The 23880-nt window shown below is 48.5% G+C and carries 23 protein-coding genes; 8 read left to right on the top strand and 15 right to left on the bottom strand.

The window, feature by feature from the left end; translation table 11 throughout:
- The first annotated feature begins 43 nt into the window (after positions 1-43).
- From ACFMKP_RS02595 to ACFMKP_RS02575, 5 genes are all read left to right on the top strand, one after another.
- Entirely contained in the window at positions 44-541 is a 498-nt protein-coding gene (locus tag ACFMKP_RS02595) for a hypothetical protein (RefSeq protein ID WP_382288799.1), read from the top strand.
- Between the two features lie 81 nt (positions 542-622).
- Positions 623-1117 (top strand): hypothetical protein, encoded by a 495-nt coding sequence (locus tag ACFMKP_RS02590; protein ID WP_382288797.1) that lies wholly within the window; start codon positions 623-625, stop codon positions 1115-1117.
- A 10-nt stretch (positions 1118-1127) separates the two neighbouring features.
- Positions 1128-1610: a hypothetical protein gene (locus ACFMKP_RS02585; protein WP_382288795.1), complete on the top strand. Its 483-nt coding sequence runs from the start codon at positions 1128-1130 to the stop codon at positions 1608-1610.
- A 35-nt stretch (positions 1611-1645) separates the two neighbouring features.
- On the top strand, positions 1646-1960 hold the full coding sequence (locus ACFMKP_RS02580; RefSeq protein WP_382288793.1) for a hypothetical protein: 315 nt from the start codon (positions 1646-1648) through the stop codon (positions 1958-1960).
- A gap of 33 nt (positions 1961-1993) precedes the next feature.
- Positions 1994-2332 carry a hypothetical protein gene (locus tag ACFMKP_RS02575; protein ID WP_382288791.1) on the top strand — a complete coding sequence of 113 codons (339 nt, stop codon included), beginning with the start codon at positions 1994-1996 and terminating at the stop codon, positions 2330-2332.
- 43 nt (positions 2333-2375) lie between these two features.
- On the opposite strand, the gene ACFMKP_RS02570 is transcribed toward ACFMKP_RS02575, so the two are convergent.
- The 6 genes from ACFMKP_RS02570 to ACFMKP_RS02545 all read right to left on the bottom strand — a co-directional run bounded on the left by ACFMKP_RS02570 (position 2376) and on the right by ACFMKP_RS02545 (position 9742).
- On the bottom strand, positions 2376-4265 hold the full coding sequence (locus ACFMKP_RS02570; protein WP_382288789.1) for a hypothetical protein: 1890 nt from the start codon (positions 4263-4265) through the stop codon (positions 2376-2378).
- Positions 4259-5305 (bottom strand): TPM domain-containing protein, encoded by a 1047-nt coding sequence (locus tag ACFMKP_RS02565; protein WP_382288787.1) that lies wholly within the window; start codon positions 5303-5305, stop codon positions 4259-4261. The genes ACFMKP_RS02570 and ACFMKP_RS02565 overlap by 7 nt, the downstream gene beginning before the upstream one ends.
- A 95-nt stretch (positions 5306-5400) precedes the next feature.
- The gene (locus tag ACFMKP_RS02560) at positions 5401-6534 is read right to left on the bottom strand and encodes a cystathionine gamma-synthase (RefSeq protein WP_382288785.1); all 1134 of its coding nucleotides are present in this window, start codon (positions 6532-6534) and stop codon (positions 5401-5403) included.
- Positions 6535-6577: 43 nt separating this feature from the next.
- Entirely contained in the window at positions 6578-7507 is a 930-nt protein-coding gene (locus tag ACFMKP_RS02555; RefSeq protein WP_382288783.1) for a DNA cytosine methyltransferase, read from the bottom strand.
- Positions 7504-8583 (bottom strand): HindVP family restriction endonuclease, encoded by a 1080-nt coding sequence (locus ACFMKP_RS02550; RefSeq protein WP_382288781.1) that lies wholly within the window; start codon positions 8581-8583, stop codon positions 7504-7506. The genes ACFMKP_RS02555 and ACFMKP_RS02550 overlap by 4 nt, the downstream gene beginning before the upstream one ends.
- Before the next feature lie 205 nt (positions 8584-8788).
- A complete protein-coding gene (locus ACFMKP_RS02545; protein ID WP_382288779.1) occupies positions 8789-9742 on the bottom strand; it encodes a phosphotransferase in 954 nt (317 codons plus the stop codon).
- A gap of 26 nt (positions 9743-9768) precedes the next feature.
- Between ACFMKP_RS02545 and ACFMKP_RS02540 the strand changes: the two genes are divergently transcribed.
- On the top strand, positions 9769-10572 hold the full coding sequence (locus ACFMKP_RS02540; RefSeq protein WP_382288777.1) for a YceI family protein: 804 nt from the start codon (positions 9769-9771) through the stop codon (positions 10570-10572).
- A gap of 65 nt (positions 10573-10637) precedes the next feature.
- On the opposite strand, the gene ACFMKP_RS02535 is transcribed toward ACFMKP_RS02540, so the two are convergent.
- Both ACFMKP_RS02535 and rpsA read right to left on the bottom strand, forming a co-directional pair.
- Complete coding sequence (locus ACFMKP_RS02535) at positions 10638-13151, bottom strand: ATP-dependent Clp protease ATP-binding subunit (protein WP_382288775.1); 2514 nt, start codon at positions 13149-13151, stop codon at positions 10638-10640.
- A 311-nt stretch (positions 13152-13462) separates the two neighbouring features.
- Entirely contained in the window at positions 13463-14773 is a 1311-nt protein-coding gene (gene rpsA, locus ACFMKP_RS02530; protein ID WP_382288773.1) for a 30S ribosomal protein S1, read from the bottom strand.
- A 553-nt stretch (positions 14774-15326) separates the two neighbouring features.
- On the opposite strand from rpsA, the gene purB reads away from it, so the two are divergent.
- Entirely contained in the window at positions 15327-16703 is a 1377-nt protein-coding gene (purB, locus tag ACFMKP_RS02525) for an adenylosuccinate lyase (RefSeq protein WP_382288771.1), read from the top strand.
- Positions 16704-16731: 28 nt separating this feature from the next.
- On the opposite strand, the gene ppgK is transcribed toward purB, so the two are convergent.
- Complete coding sequence (ppgK, locus tag ACFMKP_RS02520) at positions 16732-17475, bottom strand: polyphosphate--glucose phosphotransferase (protein ID WP_382288770.1); 744 nt, start codon at positions 17473-17475, stop codon at positions 16732-16734.
- Positions 17476-17591: 116 nt separating this feature from the next.
- Here ppgK and ACFMKP_RS02515 point away from each other — a divergent pair, with 116 nt between their 5' ends.
- A complete protein-coding gene (locus ACFMKP_RS02515; RefSeq protein ID WP_382288768.1) occupies positions 17592-18158 on the top strand; it encodes a hypothetical protein in 567 nt (188 codons plus the stop codon).
- 31 nt (positions 18159-18189) lie between these two features.
- Here ACFMKP_RS02515 and ACFMKP_RS02510 read toward each other — a convergent pair whose 3' ends face one another.
- The 6 genes from ACFMKP_RS02510 to ACFMKP_RS02485 all read right to left on the bottom strand — a co-directional run bounded on the left by ACFMKP_RS02510 (position 18190) and on the right by ACFMKP_RS02485 (position 23640).
- The gene (locus tag ACFMKP_RS02510; RefSeq protein ID WP_382288766.1) at positions 18190-18582 is read right to left on the bottom strand and encodes a hypothetical protein; all 393 of its coding nucleotides are present in this window, start codon (positions 18580-18582) and stop codon (positions 18190-18192) included.
- Positions 18583-18585: 3 nt separating this feature from the next.
- On the bottom strand, positions 18586-19398 hold the full coding sequence (locus tag ACFMKP_RS02505) for a hypothetical protein (protein ID WP_382288764.1): 813 nt from the start codon (positions 19396-19398) through the stop codon (positions 18586-18588).
- An 89-nt stretch (positions 19399-19487) separates the two neighbouring features.
- A complete protein-coding gene (locus ACFMKP_RS02500) occupies positions 19488-20843 on the bottom strand; it encodes a WXG100 family type VII secretion target (RefSeq protein ID WP_382288762.1) in 1356 nt (451 codons plus the stop codon).
- Positions 20844-21138: 295 nt separating this feature from the next.
- Positions 21139-21444 carry a hypothetical protein gene (locus ACFMKP_RS02495; RefSeq protein WP_382288760.1) on the bottom strand — a complete coding sequence of 102 codons (306 nt, stop codon included), beginning with the start codon at positions 21442-21444 and terminating at the stop codon, positions 21139-21141.
- Positions 21445-21535: 91 nt separating this feature from the next.
- Positions 21536-22342: a hypothetical protein gene (locus ACFMKP_RS02490; RefSeq protein WP_382288758.1), complete on the bottom strand. Its 807-nt coding sequence runs from the start codon at positions 22340-22342 to the stop codon at positions 21536-21538.
- 92 nt (positions 22343-22434) lie between these two features.
- On the bottom strand, positions 22435-23640 hold the full coding sequence (locus tag ACFMKP_RS02485) for a WXG100 family type VII secretion target (RefSeq protein WP_382288756.1): 1206 nt from the start codon (positions 23638-23640) through the stop codon (positions 22435-22437).
- Positions 23641-23880: the final 240 nt, after the last annotated feature.

Below are 23880 nucleotides of genomic sequence, written 5' to 3'. Positions count from 1 at the left end.
GTCATTACACGAAGATTCAGCATTAATTGAGCGAGGAGCATTTATGGATCAAGTTCCGACTAAACCCACAACTCCTGTCCGTTTTATAACCATACTTAGCCAATGTCTCGAATATGGTGCAGGCTTAGGCCTAATTCTTGGGGGCTTGTATGGATTAGTGATTGGCCTTATGGTTGATCTGCTCCTTGGATGGATTTTTGGGGCAATTTTTGGACTTATCATAGGGATGTTTGTTGGTTCAATTGGTGGATTGCTGCTCGCAATCGAAATATACTGCTGGCGCAGATGGCTCAGCCCACACAATTTGAGCGAACACAATCTTTATTGGCTGGCTCCCAACAGCATTGGCTTGAGCTATTTTAGCTTTTGGTACAAGGTACTGCTGTATGATGATCATTATCAACAGCAGCCATTGGCAGGGTTATTGGAAGTTGAGACCCTCGGCTATGCGATTGGGCCAAGTTTAATAATGGCAATGACGATTCGGCTGATCTTGCCCAAGCTTCTAAAACCCCAAACCCGCCTCAGCAGCCAAGATTAAGCCCTTGTAACAAGCTTGTAACATGCACTTGGCATACTTGCTTATGAGCGAAGAATCTGCTTTACTAAGGGAGTATGCCAGATGGATTACCAGCAGCGCGAGACAAACCCGCAACCCAGTTTAGGCGAGTTAATCGACGAATGTTTTAAATATGGCATTGGTTTGGCTGTCGTTGTAGGCAGCATTTATGGTTTTACCCTTGGCCTACTCGCTGATTTTGCGGTCGCCTTAGTGACGGCGGTTATTGGGGTATTCTATGGGGCAGCGATGGGCTTGATTGGCAGTCCAATTGTTGCAATCATCATTCACAACTGGCGCAAAAAGTTTGCTTCAGGGTTTATCAGCAATTTCGGGCTATGGCTCATAACGCCAATCACGTTGAGTAGCCTGCATAGCCTTAGTTGGTATCCTTTTTTTACAGCCAACTATTCGATCAAAGCCTATTTTGCTGCATTTATGGGCATTGGCAGCAATTTAAGTTTCCTGTATATTTATATTGTGTACCCAAATTGGCTGCTCGTTTTGTTTATGCTATTGGCTTTCCCAGCGGTTTTAAGTCGCTTAGATGAACTTTAATCAAGGAGAGATGATGCTTCATTCAACCACAGCTCCGTATCCTAAGCCCAATCTCTGGACGATTAGCAAATTCAGTTTAGGCTTTGGCCTCGCAATTGGCTGCCTTGCGGGTGCGGCCTATGGCCTGTGCATTAGTTTAGTTGGCATTAACCATCCAGCATTTTTGGCGGCAGCAGCCTTGGCGATGGGCTTGGGGGCAATTTTTGGCTTGGGCTTGGGCCTGGCTGAGAGCGTAATTTTAACCTTGGGCATTTATAGCTGGCGACGCTGGCTCGACCCCCAACAACGAGGCGAAAAATGGTTGCTGTGGTTGTTGCCAGCCGTCATCATTGGGCTGCTGCTTGGCGTGCGCTTGCTAATGCTTCGCGCTGATCATAGTGATACTGCTTTATGGCCATTGATTTTGCACCCAATTGCGATTGGAATTAGCGCCGTGCTGGTGCGCTTGGTATTGCCAAATTTACTCAACGAAACTACCAGCGAATATTTGTAAAAGCTGTGAGAAATGGTGCTGTTTGAGAGAATATAATGCAAGAGCTCGAGTATTATGTACCGCATAATCAAGCAAAAACGACCTTTGGGATAAAAATCTTATGCTTTTTCAATGTTGCTAGCGTTGGGTTATTTACCTACGCGCTGATTAATTTGATAACCTGCAATAATAGTATCTGCGGTTTTGCGAGTTTGATCGGATTATTCATCCCCAGCCTAATTAGTTCAATTGTACTCTTGTTGCTTGGAATCTATCGTTTCAACAAAACACCAAAAGCATTACGTTTGATAACGCTTGGGTTGCCATTAATTCCGATGCTTGGGGTATATCTTGCGCCATTCTTGGGCTAAATTGGTTTGATTTTGTAATTGAACAGGATTTGTATGCCCCAAATTGATTATCATGTGCCAAACAATCCGAAAAAACCCAAATTTAAATGGAGCTTTTCGGTTATTCTCAATATTCTGAATACCGGTTTATTTATATTTGTTGCAGGATTGTTAGTTAGCGGAGAGTGTGCAAATGATCGCGAAGCAATCTGCGCTGGTCTTTCAGGAATATCGCTCATGGCGAGCTGTGGATTAGCCGCGCTCCTCTTATTCTATGGTGTGTTTCGCTTTGATCATACAACAGCATTTATGCGCTGGTTTACCATTGGTCTGCCACTCATACCCATAGTTGCAGTAGCCATCATATTTTTACCATTTATGTTCAAATACTAACGAGCGCTGCACTCATTTTTTGAGTGCAGCGCTCGTTGCTTATTTACCAACTACCGCCGGAATCGCCGGAGCTGCTATCGCCACCGCCGCCCCAATCGCCGCCGGAATCGCCGGAGCCGCCGCTGAACATGCCGCCCCAACCGCCGCCGGAATCGCCGGAGCCGCTAGAGCTATTATCAAAGATGCTGCCGCCACCGGAGCTACCACCGCCCCAGCCGCCGCCACCGCTGCCCCAACCACCACCATGGTGATGATCGCGACCGCTGTTCATCATCGAGCCAATAAACATCCCCGTCAGCAAATCGCCAACATCATTATCGCGCCGCCCAGAATAGTGGCCGCTTTGATACTGGCCACCATACTGTGGCTGATGGCTTTGTTGATAACTTTGCGACGCAGTTTGAATAATTTGGGCCGCTTCGTGCGCATAGCCATTGGCTTCGCGGGCGCTGGCCGCAATCTTTTTCAATTCCTCTGCATCAGCATTGGGATTGTACTGGCGCAGCGTTTGTTGGGCTTTGCTCAGCAAACTCCGCCCATTAGAATTAGCGGGCAAAACATGGCCATACTGGGTGTACCATTGGTTCGCGTTGTTGAGCGATTGTTGGGCCACTTGCACTGCTTCCGAGGCTTCGCGCCGCAACACTTCCAACGATTGAAAGGTTTCATACATCGCGCTATACAATGGCGCTGCTTGGCTGATAACCGTGTTATAGCCACCAATTGCCGAATCTAAGGCCCCAGCCCGTGCTTCTTCCTCGTTGCGATCGGCTGAAAGCAGCGCAGTATCGGCTTCAGAAAGCGTGCGACCAATGGCATCGATTTTTTTGCGATGCTCAGGCTTGGCATCGACGGGATGCAACTGGGCAAAGTTTTGCAATTTACCAAGCTCTGCCTGGGCAGCTTTGGCCAAATCTTTGGCTTGAGCACGCTTGGCGTTCATGGTTTCGACTTCAGAACGCGCACCAGCCAAGGCTTGGTCGGCATATTGGCGAGCTTGGGTTACCTGTTGCAAGACGCTGATCCAATTGGGCTTTTCGCGGGTCAATTGGCTTTCGACATTTTGCAGCAACGATTCAGCTTGGGATAAGGCTTTTTCTGGCGCTTTGCCCACATCAGCATCGTTGTTGCGCACATAGCCCCAGCCAAGTTTAATATCACGCTTGGCATCTTCGATTTGATTCGTGGCGCTCTTTTGGGCTTCGCGCAAATCGGCCAAACGCTTGCTAATTGCCTTCAACAAGGTATCAGCATAAACCAAGCGCTCTTCGGCAGTTTCCAACTCTTCCAAGCCACCAGCCCAATCATCTTGGTCGGGGGCGATTTTGGCTTGCGCTGTTTGCCAAAGTTGGTGCGCTTGAGCAACTGCTGAAGCTGCTTCGCTGCCATTACCGCGAATATCGCTCCACGATTCTGGTGCATATTGGTTGACTTCAGCAAACTCGTTGCGGCTTGCTTCCAAACGGTCATTCAATTCGAGGCCACGGGCATTAACTGCTTCGAGCCGTTGGTTGAACGATTGTTGGGTGCTGGCAAAATCAGGCCCAAGTTTATAGGCACGTTGGGCAATTCGCTCAGCTTCATCAACTAAATCGCTGGCATCAGTTTCGTTAATTTGCACGGCAGCATTTTGCAACACCTGCTCGCCTTCGGCGACTAACTGTTTTACGCCAGCAGCGCGTTTGCCAGTGATGCTTGGCAAATGTTCCTCGGCGGCCTTAAGTTGGGCCTCGGCGCTTTTCAGCCGATCAAGCAATGGTTGCAGTTTGATCAATTGTTCCGACGCTACGCTCGCAGATTGCCGAGCATCGTTAGCATGTTTTGAGGCTAACGATTGAGCAGCCTGCATTACTTGTTGCTGAATCGTGGCAACTTGGGCTTGCGCCTGTTGGCCACCAATGCGTTGCAACAAATCGGCAGCGTCGGTTACCATTTTTTTGCGCGGTCAACCTCAGCTGGAGCCTGCGCATTGATCGTATCAAGCTCTTTGCGTAAGCCATCCATCGCTTGCAATTCGCTGGTTAATTGACGAACTTGATTGGTAATGCCATCGTAGCCGCCGGCAGCGCCTTCCAAATCAGTCACTGAAGGATTTGCGACGTTATCAATTCGTTCATTAATATCATCAAACTGAACTTTGATTTGGGTAAAGTTGCTTTCAGCCGCCCGATGCCGCTTTTCTAATTCATTGGCTTGGGTGGCTGGATAGCTAATTTTATCGAAGCGTTGTTTTTCGCCTGCATCACGCATTGCTTGGGCAAGGTCGGCAATCGCTACCCCAGCGTTTTTCTTGGCCTGATCAAAGCGTGCTCGCGTATTAACTTGTGCTCCTGCTTCGGCAGCTTGGCTTGAACGGCGCTTGAGCAAGCCCGGCACCACAAAGAAACCAATTGCCACTAGCGCAATAATCACAATCACCCAAACCAAGCTTGAGCCAATGCCGCTGCTGCTACTGCTGCCTTGCGAGCTGCTCGAAGCTGCGCCAGCAGGGTCGCTGATTACCCGCGAGGTCGCGGTCAGCGCATCAACCAAGCCCCGCGTAGGATCGTTGGCCTTCAGCCCTGCGTTGAGCTGATTATTGCGAATCGCGTCCGATTGATTGCCAGTCGTTAGCGCTTGATTGTAATCTCTGCCTGGCAAAATCGAGCTATAGCGTGGATCAAACGAAACATAGTAAATCAAAACGTTGTTTGGACGATCGCCAGCCTTTGAGCTATTGCCAATGCCTAGGTCTTTCAGGCGGCTATCCAAATAGGCGGTTTCACTTTGGCCGCCAGTGCTGTCGGTCAGCACGACCACCACCAATGCACCTTTATCACTCAATTGACGGGCAGCAGTATTGATTCGACTTTCGTCAACATCAACCCCGTTGTTATCGATCACCACTTTGCCACTTTGGGCAAAACTAGGTGCAGCAAAGAGCATCATACTGAGCATCCAGAGCATCAATATGCCCCAGCGACGTTGTTTCATAGCCAACCTCCAACAAGAAAGAACCAAGCTTGGATTAGGAAGCGCGAATGCCATAGCCTAATCCAAGCCATGGCTATAGCGGCTTACCGTTACTACTACGCAAGTGCTTGCTCAAGGTCGCGCAATAAATCATTAATATCTTCGATTCCTACCGAAAGCCGCACTAAATTGGCTGGTACTTCAAGTTTCGAGCCAGCAACGCTCATATGGGTCATACCAGCTGGCACTTCAATCAACGATTCAATGCCGCCAAGGCTCTCGGCAAGCGTAAAAAGCTTGGTTTTGGTAACCATGGCATTAGCTGCCTCAGCGCCACCTTTAAGCAAAATCGAGATCATGCCGCCAAAACCGCGCATTTGCTCGCGGGCCAAGTTGTGTTGCGGGTGCGATGGCAAACCTGGATAAATTACTTTTTCAACCCCAGGATGTTCGGTTAAGAATTGGGCAATTGCCAAAGCGTTGCGTTCGTGTTCGCGCATGCGAATGCTCAAGGTTTTGACCCCACGCAGCACCAACCAGCAATCGAATGGGCCTGGCACAGCGCCCGCAGCATTTTGCAAAAACTTCAATTTCTCATATAGCTCGTCGTTCGAGGTCATAATTGCGCCGCCAACCACATCGCTATGGCCGCCAATATATTTGGTCGTGCTATGTAAGACCATATCAGCTCCCAAGGTGATTGGGCGTTGGTTGTAGGGCGAGGCAAAGGTATTATCGACAATCGTCCAAATGCCATGCTCGCGCGCAACCCGAGTAATTGCGGCAATCGGAGCCAGTTTCAACAACGGATTGGTGGGAGTTTCCAGCCAAATCAAGCGTGTATTGGGCTTAATCGCCGCCCGCACTGCCTCAGGATCAGCCATATCAACAAAATCAAAGCTCAGGCCGTGGTCGGTCATCACCCGTTGGAACAAGCGATAGGTTCCGCCATAGACATCATCGCCACAAATTACATGATCGCCAGCTTTGAGCATGAGCATCAAGGTTGTCGAAGCGCCCAAGCCCGAAGCAAATACCAACGCATGTTTTGCCTCTTCCAAAGCGGCTAAACATGTTTGGAGCGCGGTGCGAGTTGGGTTATCGGTGCGCGAATATTCATAGCCTGTATGGTCGCCAACGCCACGTTGGGCATAGGTTGAAGTCTGATAAATTGGCACGATGACTGCGCCGGTTACTGATTCTGGGTCTTGCCCGGCATGGATGGCGCGGGTTGCAAAGCCATAATCCACGAGTGTGCTCCTTATTCGTTAATAATCAACATTGATCATTACATTAAAAGAAAGATGGTAATAATGATAGTTGTTGCATCCTAGGCTGATTAAGATAAACCTGAAGACTGGTTGCTAGAAAAAACGCCAAATTAACTGGCACTGCATTACCAATCATCTGCTCTTGCTCAGATTTCGTTCCAACAAACTTAAAATCTAATGGAAATGTCTGGATAAGACTCCGTTCTTTGGTAGTCAGTGGTCGTGCTAACGATACATCGCCAGCATCTTTAGGATGCATGCGATAGGTTGTAGGAATTGGTCGGTTCACCCCACGAATTGTTGGGCTTGGTTCATCAACACTAAAGATAGCGCGCCGCTCATAGGTTCGCGGATGGCGATAATAATAGTCAGTATCTAAACTTTCACCAAAATAATCGCGAACCGTTAATGATTGTTTGGCTAAACGTTGCTGAAGCACATTTGCTAAATCAGCGATTGAACCATGACGATGACCAATCACAAACGTCCGTTTGCGTAATTGAGGCACGCCACACAAACTAGCATCTAATACAACTTGAGCCAAAGAATAGCCTTCATCCCCCAACATACTACAAGCTTGTTGATGAATTTTGGAAAGTCGAGCACGCTCAACATTTTCCATGATAACCCATGCAGGTTGAATAGCTAGTACTATTTTGGCAAAATCAAGGGTTAAGTTGGCACGTCCCAAACCTTCATCACGTTTACCTGCTGAGGAAAAATCCTGACACGGAGGTCCACCAATAATTAATTCTGGGCTATGCGTTTTGATCAAGGATACAGCCGCATCTATCTGTGCCAAATCAAGCTCATGAATTGGATGAGTAAAATTTTGCTGATAGGTATTAATTGCAGGTCGCCAATTATCAACTGCCGCAACTATCTCAAATCCTGCTTGCATAAATCCTAAAGACATGCCACCACAGCCAGCAAATAAATCAATAGTTTTCATAGTATTTCCTCAAAAAGGCCAGGTGTACTCACAATTGCACTATCCAAACGACGTTCAGGGCTAAGATAACGCTGACCACCATTAATAATAATATGCTTAATTGAATGGCGTTTTATTCGTGGATTCTGTAATTCTGGCGAATTCATATATTTTCTTGTGACCATTCCGCTAGCAGCAAAGGCTTTATCATTTTTCAAATTAAAGGTAATCCGATCAAGCGTTCGTTTATAATCAATTTTGCCATTCTGAGCAAAATCATAGAGCATTTTGATTAACCAAACGGTTGTACGTTCAGGCCGAGTAATTGATTTCTCAGAAGGTTTTATCGAAGCATCTAAAAAAACTTTTGCCAGGGCAAAATTGCTCCATACAAAAAGATCAAGGCAATTTTCGTGTAATATTGATAATTTTCCTTGAGTTTTCCAAATTGGTTGAAGTAAAATCGGTATTTGAGCAGCTTGATAACAATCAAAAATTGTATACAGTAATTCACAAAATAGTGGAATCATTGGTTGAATGCTAGTTGCATCTTCCCAATCGCCAATTCTAGCACAGACAGGATCTAAAATATCTAAAAGCGCTAACGGATTTTGTTGAAATACTTTAGCAATACTGAGTGCTAAATAGACAATGGTATCAGGTCGGATAACAATTTCACAACCTTGAAGATTATCTAGGAGGTTTGCTGTTGTATTATCAGGAATTGCGGTTAATTTTATCTCAAAAGCATTAATGATTTGAGAGTTTTGCAGATTACTAATGACAACATCAATTGCTGGTGTTTTCCCAATAATAAGTTCAGTATATGGATGATAGCTATGTTCAAATGCAAAAAATGCCTGTGCTTCTAAAGGATTAATTTGAAATAGTTGATCAACAGCAAAATAGTTATGTTCAATATTCCGCTTTTCTAATCGAATATAGATAGGTTTAATGTTCTGGCTAAACATAAAACAAGCTAAAGCAATAGGAAATGCATTATTAAATTGATTCTTACCCCAAGCATCTTTTTTTGTAAAATCTCGGTTGGAATTAGTTATTCCAAACAATCCTGGTTGATTTAAGTGATCAAACATTCTACGTTTTCCTAAATATGCCATTTATTAGAATAATTTATCGAGTTTAATTATAGCATACATAGAAATATAAGCGCCTAAAACCACAAACGGCTCGCATAATGGAGCCGCTTGTGGGAGAGAAGAGAGAGGAGAAGGTTTGATTTCAGTATAGCGCAATTCGGACTAAACGCCATCCCACATGATGGTGATTTAGGGGTGATTTTTAATCCCAATTTAATTCTTTTAAGCGCTCAATTGCATCCAACGCCGTAGAACCTTGCGAACATAAAAGGTAAAGACTTTGTAAACGACACAAGCTTGGCAAAATTGCCAGCTCATCAGGATTCAAAGGCCGAAGCGTTTGATAGCCAGCGATAATTGCTTGTTGTTGGGCCGCCGTAGCTGGTTGCCAATTGCGATACAGCGTCAAGCCATGGACTGCTGTCCACGCCAATTCCAGCACCAAGCAGCGCCAGCCAACTTCTTCAAAATCTAAAACTGCTTGCAGCTGATCGCCTTTGAATAACAGATTGGCAGCGCGAATATCGTTATGGCACACGCCACGCGGCAAATGCTCAAGCCCTTGTTGCGCCAGTTGATTAAGCTGGTGCTGTAATGGCTCAGCCCCAGGCGTATCACCCAGCCATGCAGCCAAGCCCATGCAAACTTGCTCCAACGGAAATAAAACTTGGGGCAGGTTGGCGGCGGTGGGATAGCTGGCCAATATGTGTTGAAGCTTGGCAGTTTCTTCACCAATTCTCCACAATTGTTGGCTAGACTCAGGGTCAGGCGGTGTGCCATCGAGCCACTGCTGGAGATATACACATCGTTCGTTAATCTTAAGCGTTCGTTGGCCAGCCTTGCTTGGGACGATCAACGGGACAGAGATTTGTTGTACTGAAAGCCAGTGTTGAAGCTCAACACTTTGTTCGATTTGAGCATGGCGGCCATGATCAACGCTAATTTTAAAAATCCAGCGATCAGCATCATTTTTGAGCCAAAGAATTGCATTGCCAGCACTAATGCTGCAACGCAAAATTTGAATCTCAGCAAGGCCATAGTGCTCGTGGAGCAGCGCGGACACCCACGCGTTGGCACTGGCGGCATCCCAACCAAAGCGTTGTTGCAATGCTTGAGCTGCATCGCCAGTTTCCCACAAAAGATCGAGTTGTTGCATAATTTAGCTCACGAAAGGATTCTTCGATGAAGAAAATTGGATTAATTATTGGCGGCGTTATTGCCGTCGCAATCATTGGCGTTATTGCCTATAGCTTGTGGCTCACGTCTGACGCAGAAAAAGGCACGGGCACGCCTGTTGCAGCAACTTTAGTGTTGCCAACGACGGCTCCAACGACTGCTGCCGCGCCAGCAACCCCAACTACCGCCAGAGATACCAGCGCAGCCGCGACCGCCACAACCGGCACCGAACCAACAACAGATGCTTCACAACCAGCTGCTGCTGGTGCTAAAATCTACCGCATTGATGCTAGCCAATCAAGTGCTAGCTATCAAGTGCGCGAAACCTTCTTGAAAGATAACCAAATCGTTGATGCTGTTGGCGTAACCAAAGCCATCGCAGGCGATATTTTGATCGATACGGCAACCCCAGCTAACTCGCAAGTTGGCGAAATTGTGGTTGACATCAGCCAATTACAATCAGATAGCGAACGCCGCGACAATGCAATTCGCCGCGAATGGCTGGAATCATCGCAATATCCCAACGCTGTGTTCAAGAACGCTGTGATTAGCGACTTGCCAAGTGATCTCAAAGAAGGTGTCGAATTTACCTTCAAAATCACTGGCGATATGACGATTCACGATACCACCAACCCAATGACCTTCGATGTAACCGCAACCTTGAATGGCGATACCTTGACCGGCAAAGCCACCACCAAGTTTAACATGAGCAGCTTCAATGTCGATGCTCCTGATATTGGCGGCATGCTCAAGGCCGAAGATGAAGTTTTGTTGACCTTGGATTTGGTTGCTAAGGCAGTTGCCCAATAATTGATTTGACGAGGAAATGTAAAATCGCCCTGATCATTACGATCAGGGCGATTTTGTTTGCTAGTTTAGACTAATTCGGCTTCTGGCTCGACGCTGGGATTTTCCGACTCGGCGGCCTCGCGCTCAGTGCGCAAAACCACTTCGTTATCCTCAAGTTCGATATGAATCTTGTCGCCATCTTTGAAGCGACCTTGCAGCAAGCCTTCAGCCAAACCATCTTCGATCATATTGGTAATGACGCGGCGCAATGGACGAGCGCCATAAGTTGGATCGTAGCCGCGTTTGGCCAACAGATCCAAGGTTTCATCAGTTACCAACAGATCAATTTGATGATCGACCAATTGCTTGCGCACCCGATCAACTTCCAAGCGGGCAATGTTGCGAATTTCAATATCGGTCAATGGATGGAAAATGATCGTCCCATCAATCCGGTTGAGAAATTCAGGGCGGAACATGCGCTTCAGTTCGTCATCGACCTTCTTGCGCGTGTCCTCAATATCGATTGTGTTGCGATTGCCACCAAAGCCAATCCGCGAGCCACGGCGAATTTGCTCAGTCCCGACGTTCGAAGTCATAATAATCACGGTATTGCGGAAATCGACTCGTCGACCTTTGCCGTCGGTCAAGTTGCCATCTTCCAACACTTGCAAGAGCAAGTTGAAGGTATCAGGATGGGCTTTTTCGATTTCGTCAAACAGCACCACGCTATAGGGTCGCCGACGCACTGCATCGGTCAATTGACCACCTTCGCCATAGCCGACGTAGCCTGGAGGCGAGCCGACCAAACGCGAGGTATTGAAGCGTTCTTGGAATTCCGACATATCGATTTTGATCAAGGCATCTTCTGAGCCAAACATAAACTCAGCCAAGGCCTTGGCCAGCAAGGTTTTACCAACCCCGGTTGGCCCCAAGAAAATGAACGATCCAATTGGGCGCTTGGGATCTTTCAAGCCTGCGCGGGCACGCCGCACAGCGCGAGCAATCGTCGAAATTGGCTCTTCTTGGCCAATAACCCGCTCATGCAGATAATCTTCCATCTTCATGAGGCGCTGGGTTTCTTCGCTGGCCAAGCGCATCACTGGAATCCCAGTCCACATTGCCACAACTTCGGCAATATCTTCTTGGGTCACGTAGGGCTTGCCTTTGCGTTGCTCCGAGCCACGGCTCTTTTCTTCCTCATCTTCAAGATCGGTGATGCGTTGGAGCATGCGCTCTTCGCGAATCCGCAGATCTTGCACGACTTCGAATTGACCTTCTTCGAGTGCTGCGTCTTTTTCCTTGCGAATCGCATCAAGCCCACGCAAGGCATCGCGCAACGCCGATGGCGTGGCTGAGCGATACATGCGCACCCGCGACGAAGCTTCATCAATCAAGTCGATCGCTTTATCAGGCAAGAAACGGTCGGGAACGTAGCGAGCACTGAGCACAGCGGCGGCAGTAATCGCTTCGTCTTCGATTTGCAATTGATGGAAATCTTCGTAGCGAGTTTTGATCCCACGCAAGATTTCGATTGTTTCCTCGATGGTTGGCTCATCGACCATCACTGGTTGGAAACGGCGTTCGAGTGCTGCATCTTTTTCAATATATTTGCGGAACTCATCGAGGGTAGTTGCGCCGATACATTGCAATTCGCCACGCGAAAGCGCTGGTTTGAGAATATTAGCGGCATCGAGCGTGCCTTCGGCTCCGCCAGCCCCAATAATCGTATGGAATTCATCGATGAAGAGAATACAGCGGCTTTCTTTAATTTCGTCAACGACCCGCTTGAGGCGTTCTTCGAATTGCCCGCGATATTTGGTTCCAGCCACCAAAGCACCCATATCAAGCGTTACCAAACGCTTGCCTTTGAGAGAATCTGGAACATCATCGGCAACAATTCGTTGCGCCAAACCTTCAGCGATAGCAGTTTTCCCAACCCCAGGTTCGCCGATCAGGGCAGGGTTATTTTTGGTGCGCCGTGACAAAATTTGAATCACGCGCTCAATTTCATCTTTGCGCCCGACGACGGGATCGAGGCGACCAGCTTCGGCCAACTCGGTCAAATCGGTTGAAAGGGCATCGAGATATGGTGTTTTGCTTTGTTTGGCTTGGCGTTCGCCACCAGCGCTTGGGCTTGGTGTGCTGCTCCCGCCAACGCCTTGACGCATCATGCGCATCACTTGGGTGCGCACTTGGTCAAGCCCAACATTCATAATTTCGAGCACCCCAGTTGCGACACCTTCTGCATTGCGCACCAAACCAAGCAAAATATGTTCGGTGCTGATGTAGGTATGATTGAGTTTGCGAGCTTCATCGATAGCATACTCAAAAACTTTTTTCGCGCGGGCGGTTAGATCAATTTCTGAGGTTGAGCGTGGGCCATCGCCATGGCCAACAATAAATTCAACAGCATTCCGGGCTTTTGTGATGGTAACACCAAGTTCAGCCAACACACGAGCGGCGACCCCTTCACCTTCCAAAATCAAGCCCAGCAATAAATGCTCGGTGCCGATATAGGGATGATTAAACGCTCGCGCCTCTTCTTGGGCAAAGCTCATCACTTGCTTAGCGCGGCGGCTCATTTTGTCGTATGCACCCATATGTTTGCTCCAAAGCAAGGCAACCTTAGGATAAGTAAGATTAAGCCTTGGCGTGTTATCTATGACAATAGTCGATGCTGCTAGGTGTCGATAGGTCGTACAATGCTAATTGGGAGTGCTCTCGAAACTGGGGCAGCATCTCGGCTTCATTCTTTGGCAATGGGTGTGCCGCATCGGAAGCGTCGTGCCTTAATTGTATCACTATCTACGGATCAGGCATGCCCGTTTTATTAGCGTTTTGCTTGAAATGGGCATGCCGCATGCAGCAGGAGCATAAGCGAGGGGTTATTGACCCTCGCACCTGCAAGCCATTATTCTTCGGTAGCATCGCTGGCGCTTGATTCAGCGTCAGTATCAGTTGGTGTTGGTTCAGCCGCTGCTTCAACAGGTTCTACTTCAGGCGTTGCTTCAGCCGTTGAATCTGCTGCTGTTTCAGTGGTTGCTTCACTGCTGCCATTGCGCATGCTCAAGCCAATGCGTTTGCGTGATGGATCGATGCGGATAATGCGGGCTGAAACTGTATCGCCTTCGTTAATCACATCGCGCGGGTGTTGAATCCGTTCGTCACTCATTTCTGAGATGTGGATCAAGCCTTCAATGCCATCTTCGAGCCGCACAAATGCGCCAAACGCCGTGAGTTGGGTCACAACGCCAGAAACAGCCTGACCAATTTGATAACGGTCGGTAACGGTTGTCCAAGGCTCAGCTTGGGTACGTTTGATGCTTAGCGCGATCCGTTTTTTATCTTCGTCAACGCTGAGAATATACACATTGACTGCATCGCCAACTTTTAGCACTTCCTCTGGATGCTTGACGCGGCTCCACGAAAGCTCTGAAAGGTGGACAAGTCCATCAGCCCCGCCAATATCGACAAAGGCCCCGAAATCGCACAGACTGGTCACGCGACCACTGCGCACCGCGCCTGGCTCCAATTTTTCGAGCAGCTGATCTTTGCGTGAATCGCGCACTTCTTGGACAGCTTGGCGCTCGGATAAGATCAGGCGGTTACGTGAGCGATTGATTTCAATGATTTTGAGTGGCAAGGTTTGGCCAACCAGTTTGGCCATATCCGATTGTTTTTGCACATCGGAGCCACGGCTAACACTGCTGACCTGTGATGATGGCACGAAACCACGCACCCCAGTGAGGTTGACCAACAGACCACCTTTGTTGTAGTTGGTCACGGCAGCATGAATCACATCGCCAGCTTCGTGGTTGACTTGCAAGGCGCGCCAGCTCTTTTCTTGGCGTGCTTTATCTATCGACAACACGATACGCCCTTCAGCGTCTTCGGTTTGAACGACTGTAACAAGCAAGACATCGCCAACCTTGAGTTCGGCGCGTTCTTCCGACGACAGACTGGTCATCTCGCGACCTGGCACCACGCCCTCAGACTTGGAGCCAATATCGACTAGCACCTCGTCGCGATCAACGCGAACAATCGTGCCATCGACCGAATCACCATACTTGAGATTGCGATAATCGTGGGCTGGATCACGGAGATAGGCCTCCAGCAAAGCACGATCATCATCGCTAAACTGATCGGCCTCTGGGGTCGCGTCCAATCCTGTGCTAGGAAGCACATCAGATTGATCCATGCCCGGTTTTGTTTGCTCGTCCATAATGCGTCGTCCTTTTGCCAAAAGAGGATTCCCGAGGAAGGGCGGACAGCGTGAACCCGATATCAAAATTATACAGAAGCAGTATCCAAAAGGCAAGGTTTTTTTCGGATGTGGGGATCAGTTGTTGGGGTTGGAGGTTGATTTTTGATCCACGAAGGCCGCGAAGGACACGAAGAACGGTAACCACGAAGAGCGCGAAGTTAATTTTTAAGCCCCGAATTGCCCGAATTCCACGAACATTGGCCGATAGCCAAAAGCCCATAGCTGTAATGGTTCATTGGATTGGCAACGCGGGGTATGCCCTCACCCCCAGCCCCTCTCCCACTGAACGCGGGCGAGGGGAGCACTGTTTTCGTGGTTCCCCATCGCCTCGCGGGCGAGGGGATGAGGGGATCAGGTTGTGGTTAACATGATGAACCAGTGCTCATAGCCTCTAGCCATACATTCTCTGCCTTCTGCCTTCTGCCTTCTGCCTTCTGAACCCTGACCCCTCAGGCAACTTTTGATCTACAATGGAGTGCATTTAATTCTACCAACCATAGTGAGGATTCTCATGAGCGAGATTAATCAACAGGCTTTACTGGCGATTGGGCCGCTTGATGGCCGCTATCGTAAAGATGTTGAGGCGCTTAGTGGTCATTTTAGCGAAGCCGCTTTATGGCGCTATCGCGTGCGAGTTGAAGTTGAATATTTATTATTTTTGGCCCGCGCACCGCGAATTGGCCTAATCGAGGGCATCGATGGTCAGTTAGCTGGCGCGTTACGCAATTTATATCGTCAATTTAGCGTCGAAGATGCAGTTGCAATTGCCACATGGGATCGCAAAGTTAACCACGATGTAAAGGCGGTCGAATATTGGCTGCGCGAAAAACTCGATCAGTTTGGCCTTGGCAAGTATAAAGAGGCTGTGCACTTTGCCTTGACCTCAGAAGATGTCAACAATCTGGCCTATGCCTTAATGGTGCAAGAATCACGCGATCTTGTGCTGTTGCCGGCGCTTGGCCAGATTCTCGGCCAATTGCGCGATATGCAAATTGAGCATGCAGAAGCGCCATTATTGGCCAAAACTCACGGCCAGCCAGCCACCCCAACCACCATGGGCAAAGAAATTGCGGTCTTTGCGGCGCGCGTCAACCGCGCAATCGAGCAACTTCTTCACATCAAACTCACTGGCAAGTTGAATGGGGCAACAGGCACGTTTGCTGCCCATCAAGCCGCCTTACCAGATGTTGACTGGATCACATTTAGCTCGGCGTTTGTGAAGTTTTTGGGCTTAGAACCAACCCTGCTGAGCACCCAAATCGAGCCGCATGATAGCGTGGTTGAGGTTGGCGATGCGTTGCGCCGCGTCAACACAATTTTGGTTGATCTCTCACAAGATATGTGGCGCTACATTTCCGATTCGGTTTTTGGCCAAGCAAGCGTGGCTGGCGAAGTTGGATCATCGACAATGCCCCACAAAGTTAACCCAATTGACTTTGAAAATGCCGAGGGCAATTTGTTGCTGGCCAATAGCTTGCTCGAATTTTTTGGCCGCAAGCTGCCAATCTCGCGCTTGCAACGCGATTTATCGGATAGCACGGTGCTGCGCAATTTGGGCGTGGCCTTTGGCCATAGTTTGTTTGCCTATCAACGCTTACTCAAAGGCTTGCGCAAATTGGCTTTCAACGCCGACAAAGCCTACGCCGAATTAGCCAGCCATCCTGAGGTACTGACCGAAGCAATTCAAACAATTTTGCGCCGCGAGCGCTACCCAGAGCCATACGAAGCCATGAAAAAGCTGGCTCGCGGTCGCCAAATTACGCTCGAAGATTTACATAGCTTTATCGACGAGCTTGATGTACGACCCGAAGTGCGTGAGGAATTGCATGCATTACGCCCAGAAACCTACATTGGCTTAGCCGCCAAACTGGCCCGCAAAAAGATTTAAATTCGCTTAGCCCCGAAGTGCATGACTGTTATTCGGGGCTTGCTTGGGCCGCAAACAAGGCAGCGCCAATAATCCCAGCATCGTTGGTCAAGCGGGCTGGCACTAATTTGGCCCGAATCCGAATCCGATCCAAAAATTGATCAGCATCTTTGCTTACGCCGCCGCCAAGAATGATTAAATCGGGCCAGAGCATCACTTCGATGGTTTGCAGAAATAGCTCCACGCCTTGCGCCCATTGCTCCCAGCTTTGGTTTTGATCTTCGCGCACGCTGGCGGCAGCCCACTCGTGGCCGGGCTTGCCACGAACAATAATCTGGCCAAGCTCCAAATTGGGCAATAAATCGTGATCATGAAAGAGCGCGGTGCCAATGCCTGTACCTAATGTCAACATCAGCAATGTGCCCATCACTTCGCGGCCTGCGCCAAAGGTAATTTCGGCTAGGCCAGCAGCATCAGCATCGTTAATCACGGTTACTTCGCGATCAAAATGTTTGCTGAAGCGCGATGCCACCTCACAATGCAACCAACGTTGATCAATATTCGAGGCCGTGCGTACAATCCCGCGTTGCACCACCGCCGGAAAGCCACAGCCAATTGGCCCTTGCCAATCAAAATGTTCAACTAACTCTTGCACCACTTCGAGCACCGAGTCGGGTGTGGCCGGTTGCGGCGTGTCGCGACGCTCCACCTCGGCCAATAATTTGCCAGTTTCACAATCTACCGGAGCTGCTTTAATCCCCGTGCCGCCAATATCGAGGCCTAAAATCTGCATGCATAATCCTCCCGCAAAGTAGCTTAATCAATGCAAGCACAGACTATGCCTTGAAGTCCGATCCAAGCGGGCGGTTTGTGCGTAGCAATAACGAGCAGCTTAGTTGGAGCATTGCAATGCGTAGATTTTCGCGCTGGCTTGAACGCCAGAGCAAGGGTTGGCTGGTACTCGTTGGGCTGGCTATTTTCGCTGGTTTTTTGGGCTTCGTCTTGCCGCAACAAGCGCAAAAGTCGCAGCAATATAGTGCAGATGTTGGTTCGCCGGATAGTAGCTTATTCTATAGTGCCGACGATTTATATCGCTTTGCCGAGGCCTATGGCCCAGAAGGTCGGGCTGAATATGTTGCGGCGCGGTTTAGCTTTGATCTGATCTGGCCCTTGGCCTATACGCTGTTTTTAGCCACCGCCATTAGTTGGTTGGGCCAACGTGCGTTTGCGGATGGAAGCAATTGGCGCTTGCTGAATCTGGTGCCAGTTATCGGTTTAGGGCTTGATTATGCTGAAAATTGCGGTGCTGCGTTGGTAATGGGGCGTTATCCTGAGCGCACGCCAATTATCGATTGGCTCACGCCATGGTTGAGTGCCAGCAAGTGGCTATTTGTTAATGGCAGCTTTGTGGTATTGGTAGCAGTTGGCTTGGTTTATCTTTGGCAGCGCATAAAAAAACACCGCAGTAATGGATAAAACTGCGGTGTTGGCATAGTATGCAGGATTATTATTTATCTTTGGTTAACGTCAGCACTGGCTTATCGTTATCCAACGCATACGAAAATGTGTAGTAGCCAGGAGCCAACTCAGGCGTACCAACATGCTTTTCGGGGTAAATTACATCGAGATATTGTTTGCCATCGACCGTGACGAAATTCATCTTGCGATAGTTGGCAAGCACTGGTTCGTGAGCTTGATACTCGGTAATATGGCCAGAGCTAATTGCGCCATAGGGCGTAGTTTCTTGGCCAACTCCGCCAGCACCGAGCCAAAAATTCTCAATATCGATGTCGCTATCGTTGCGAATTCGAATATGCACTTTATCCATGTCATCACCACCACAACCAGCAAGGCTGATTAATAACAGACTCAACAGCGCCCACAGACGAACGATCTTCATAGCCTAGCCAGCCACTAGCTCTTCAATTGGCGTATTGAGCAATTCGTTAATCAACGAACTGGTTACGCCCATAAAATTGGCAGTGGTTGCAGTAAAATAATCAATTGTTTGATTGGGGTGGGGCAAGGCAAGCCATTGTTGACCACCAGCGCCAATTAATGCCCCCACCAAGCGCATGCCAACCGCTTTGGCCTCAATGGTACGCAAAATCGTTACCGTGCCGCGGCTAGCGGTCGCTTGTAAGGTTTCGGCAAAATACTGGGCGGCTTCAGGCGCGATGCCTTGTTGCGCCAACCAGCGTGGATCGGGATTATGCTTGGCTTGCTCGACCAATTCGCGGGGAAAGTTAAAGCCAGCATCTGGCTGCGCAATATCTTGATAGCCCAAACTATGGGCCAAGCGCTCAGTCATCACATCGATATTGGTGAGCGCAACCAAGGTATATTGGCCGCCGACCAAGCTCATTTCGATGATACCGCTAGGCGAGAAATAGTGGCTTACGCCTTGGCTGCCACTTGCACGATGTTGCCATTCGCTGACCACCACCATATCTGGCTCGGCGACGGTTGCAATCACCATCATCAAGGGATCAGTCATGGAAAAATGGCCAGCAGCCTCATCCCAAACAATCCACTGATCGGCTTGAAGCTCAGCCAAACCCTGATCCCATTGTGCTTGGCGCTGGGCCGGATCAACTGGGAACAACGTAGCATCATCGCCACCGATCACATTTTGAGCATGAACCATCCCCAAGAGATATGAAAATTGAGCAGTGCTAAACTGCAATGGGTAGGTTAATTCGCGTGTTTGTGCCATATTCTGGCCTCCTGCTGAAATGGGCAGTGGATCGGCGTTGCAAGAACGTCCAAGCCACTGCCCATTATACGATTAAGCTTAAGGATTACCTAGAAGGTTTTGGAGAACCAATCTTTGACTCCACCCCAGGTATTTTGGACATCCTTTTTGACATCGCCGAACCAATTGACTGCATCTTGGGCTTTGCCAATCAAGCTGCCAGCGCCATTGCTAATGGTTGCACCGATGCCCGTGTTGCCCATTTTTTCGTTCCAGTAGCGAATACCGGATTCTTGGCCGGTCAATGGGTTGGCCGTGTCGCGGCGTTCCAAGCCAAGGTAGTTGTAGCCTGGGCCACTGTCGTGGTAGTTGTAGAGGTAGCCAGCAGCATCGTGGACTGCGCCGTGATAGCTGACTGGCGAATCGCCCAAGTCAATTGCCTTGTTACCAGGGCCAACCAAGCCACCGCTTGGGTTGAGCATCGAAGCAAATACTGGGTCGATGCCCAAGACATCGCCGACGACTTTACCATAGCGCAAGCTTGAGGTGCTGCCCATGAAATCGCCATGGAAGGTTTGGTTGATGGATTCGACTGCTGATTGACCGTTGGCTGCGCCAGTTTTGGCTGCTTGATCGCGCAATTCAAGGAACTTGCCATAGTCGGCTTGAACTTTTTCTAATGGCAAACCACGGGCTGCGGCAATCTTCTTCAGGGCTTCTTCGACTTGTTCAGGAGTAGCATTGCCACTGGTGAGCAATTCCATGGCTGAGTTCAACTCAGGGTTGCCAGCACCTTGGAATTGTTGGCCGACCAAACTGCCCATGTATTTATCATTGAAGACTTGATCTGGTGACATTGGGCTTTGGCTGCTGCCACCGCCACCACCGCCACCGCCGCCACCAGCACTCGCAGTGCTACTGCCGCCACCGCCGCCACCTGACGATGAACCGCCACCACCACCGCCACCTGACGATGAACCGCCACCGCCGCCGCCTGACGATGAGCCGCCGCCACCTGACGATGAGCCGCCGCCACCAGCAGCAACCCCAGCACCAGCGCCAGCACCACTGCCACCGCCACTGCTGCTGCCGCCATCGGCGCTACCGCCGCCGCCACCAGCGCTCGCAGTGCCATTCCCGCCGCCACCTGAGCCTGAACCGTTACCTTCAAAGGTGACGATCTTCGAGGCTTCTTCTTCATGTTGGCGGAAGATTTGGTTGATTTGTTTGGCAACTTGGCTACCGACACTCAAAAGATTTTGCAAGCGCTTGAGGGTTGGAAACACATCATCAGCCATTTCAGCAAAAAATGCTTCAGCGGCATCACCTTCCCACGAATTCACCAATTGATCGTGCATGCGGCGAATCATTGATTCCATTTGCACTTGTTGATCGTGCAATTTTTGGAACCGAGTGGACACTTGCTCCACATCTTCAAACTTATTCTGTACAATATCTGCGGCCATGCAGCCTCCTAGCGAGCGCCGTCACAACTGCGACGGCAACAAAAAATACCACAAAACCTCCACAATTCTTGTTCTCTCACAAGACGGGCCATACCAAATGGGATTTCCAAGACTTTGGACAAGAAAAAGACGATGGGTACTAATCCCTCAACGGGATTAATACCTCATTAGGATACTAAATCAGGTGATTATTTGTCAACACGTTTTTCGGAAGCTTTAGGGGCAATTTTGAGCCTTGCGCTAAATTGGCACGCAAGGCTACGAGGAAATGGGATGTGGAGCGCTGGATCAGCAGCTATTGCTGAATAATCGTCACAACTGGTTCGTCGTTGACGAGGCTAATATCGAATTGATAGTTGCCTGGCGGCAAATCATCTTGCCCAAACATCGGGTTTGGATCAGCAATGCCAAGATAGCGCTCGCCATCATCCATCACAATATTGAGCTGATAATAATTGGGCAAGGCTGTTTCAAAGCCAATGTAGGCGCTGGTTGCACCAGCAGCCAGATTGCGGGCTGGCTCGGAATCGGTATAGCCACTTGACCCAAGCCATACCTCGCGGATGCCGCGATCGGTCGCATTATGCACCCGAATTTGCACCGGTTTGGTGCTCCTGTTTCCTGAACCACATGCCATCAGCAACATTACTCCGAGCAACAAGCGGAAACTTCGTAACGTTACACTCAAGAATTTAGGCTTCATAGACAACCTGCATCTCTGCTAAGTTCGTCATCTCCTGATCAAGTAATTGAATAAAATCAGCTTCGCTAACATGATAGTAGTCGATACTGCCATCAGATCTGACCAAGCCAAGACATGCACTTGTTTCAGCAAGAACAATTCCAATAATTCGGTTGACGATGACCTCAGTTGCTTCTGAGCGCAGGAGATTAATACTGCCATATAAACGTGGCTTTTGAAGCGTGGCAGCAAATTGTTGTGCAGCAATTTCACTTAATCCAAACGATTGAAGTAAATGTACATCAGGATTTTGTTTGGCCATAGCCGCTTGTTCGTGAGTTAGCTTAAATTGAATTGACTCGGCGTTTAGTGGTAATTTTGGGGCTAAACGACGTGCTATTCGCAGTAATCCATCAGTACGCTGCGCAAACATTACAAATTCATGCATACCATCAACGATCGACATTTCAACAAGAGTTTGTCCATGATCATAATGCGCGACCCCATGATGTGTGCCATCAGCTTGATCCCATGTGGTTAATAGTACAACTTCAGCATTGACCGCATTTAACAGCAGCAGCAAAAGCGTTTCGTTAACAACATCAGTCTGTGTTACTTCATCATATACGAGCCAGCCATTGGCTCGCAGTTCGGCTGTTCCTTGCTCCCATAACAATTGGCCACGTTCGCTATTAATCGAGCGTGGAGACTCTACCTCAGCACCCAGCAACGTTGGCGCGGAAACCAGCGCTAAAAGTGCAAATAATTCCGCACTTGATAATCGAACTGGATAGGTAATTTCACTGATTAATTGCATAAATTCTCCCAATACTCATGAAAGAGCTTGATCAGCTTATGCAGATTGTATAAGCTGATCAATTTTTATGTCAATATACTATTTACTAGTTCCTAGAACGAAAAAATATCACTTACGCCTTTGGATAGCGAATTCCATGTATCACTAGCTGTACTTTTGGTAGATTCCCAAATTTTAGGAACTTCACGTTTAATATCAGTGTATGTGCCGATACCCCATCCACCAATTTCAGCAACTACATTGGATACAATTGGCGGATTAAAATTGATCCCATTGCCATCAATGAATCCATAGGCCATTTTACGATTCCAATAGCGAATCCCGGATTCTTGACCAGTTAATGGATCACGGGGGTCACGGTTTTCTTGACCAAGATAATTATAGCCAGGGCCATCATTATGATAATTTTTCAAATATCCAGCTGCATCGTGCATAATGCCATGATAGCCAACAGGGCGTTCACCAGCATCAATTGCATAATTACCATTACCCACTAAACCACCAGTAGGGTTAAGCATCGAAGCAAAGACCGGATCAATACCGAGTGCATCACCAACAACTTTACCATAGCGCAAACTTGCGGTACTACCTAAGAAGTTAGGATGCAGGAAGTTTACATTATCAGGCATTGGGTTACCTGTTTTACGCGCAATTTCAGATGCTTCTTGGCGCAATTGATTAAATTTGTTGTAGTTCGCGGTCACTTCTTCCATTGATAAACCGCGCGATTTGGCAATCTGGGCCAAAGCATTTTGAATTTCAGCTTCCGAGGCTTTACCACTCGTGATCGTTTCCATTGCACTATTTAATTCAGGGTCATTGGCTCCCTTAAATTGTGAGCCGATCATCCGATCCATGTAGTCATCAGTGAAAATTTTATCAGTTGAAACAGGCGCTGGCAACGCATTCGCTGCATCTGCACTTGTGCTACCGCCCGATGCCGTGCCACCCGATGCCGCACCACCAGACGCTGTGCCACCTGATACTGCACTAGCATCGAATACGATTTGCTTTGCAGCTTCTTCTTCAGCTTGGCGAAAGATTTGGTTGATTTGGGTGGCCATTTCGCTGCCAACAATCAGCATCTGTTGCAAGCGTTTCATAGCCGGAAAAACCTCGTCGGTCATTTCGGCAAAAAATGCTGTAGCAGCCGCACCTTGCCATGCACCACCACGTAGTTGCTCATACGTACGGCGCACCAGCGCTTCCATTTGCACTTGTTGATCGTAGAGTTTTTGGAATCGCACTCCGGCTTGTTCAACAACCTCATACCGATTGGCAATAATATCTGCGGTCATACAGTCTCCCGCAAGCGCACAAATGTGCAATTAAAAAAATGTCATGAATCCACCCTACGCTGTGTTTACCCACAAGCTGGATATAGGCAATTGCCATTTCCAAATATTTTAAATCACAAACGGGTAATGGATTATAACTCTTGCAAGGATTAATGCCTATCAATATAATCAATCCAATGCTGCTTGTCAACATGATTTTAGATTTCATAGTAGGACTTTTGGTATATTTATATCACTCAT

Source organism: Herpetosiphon sp. NSE202, assembly GCF_042688385.1.
GTDB lineage: Bacteria > Chloroflexota > Chloroflexia > Chloroflexales > Herpetosiphonaceae > Herpetosiphon.
Note: the sequence above shows the minus strand (reverse complement) of the source record. Positions and strands in the feature narration are given on the sequence as shown.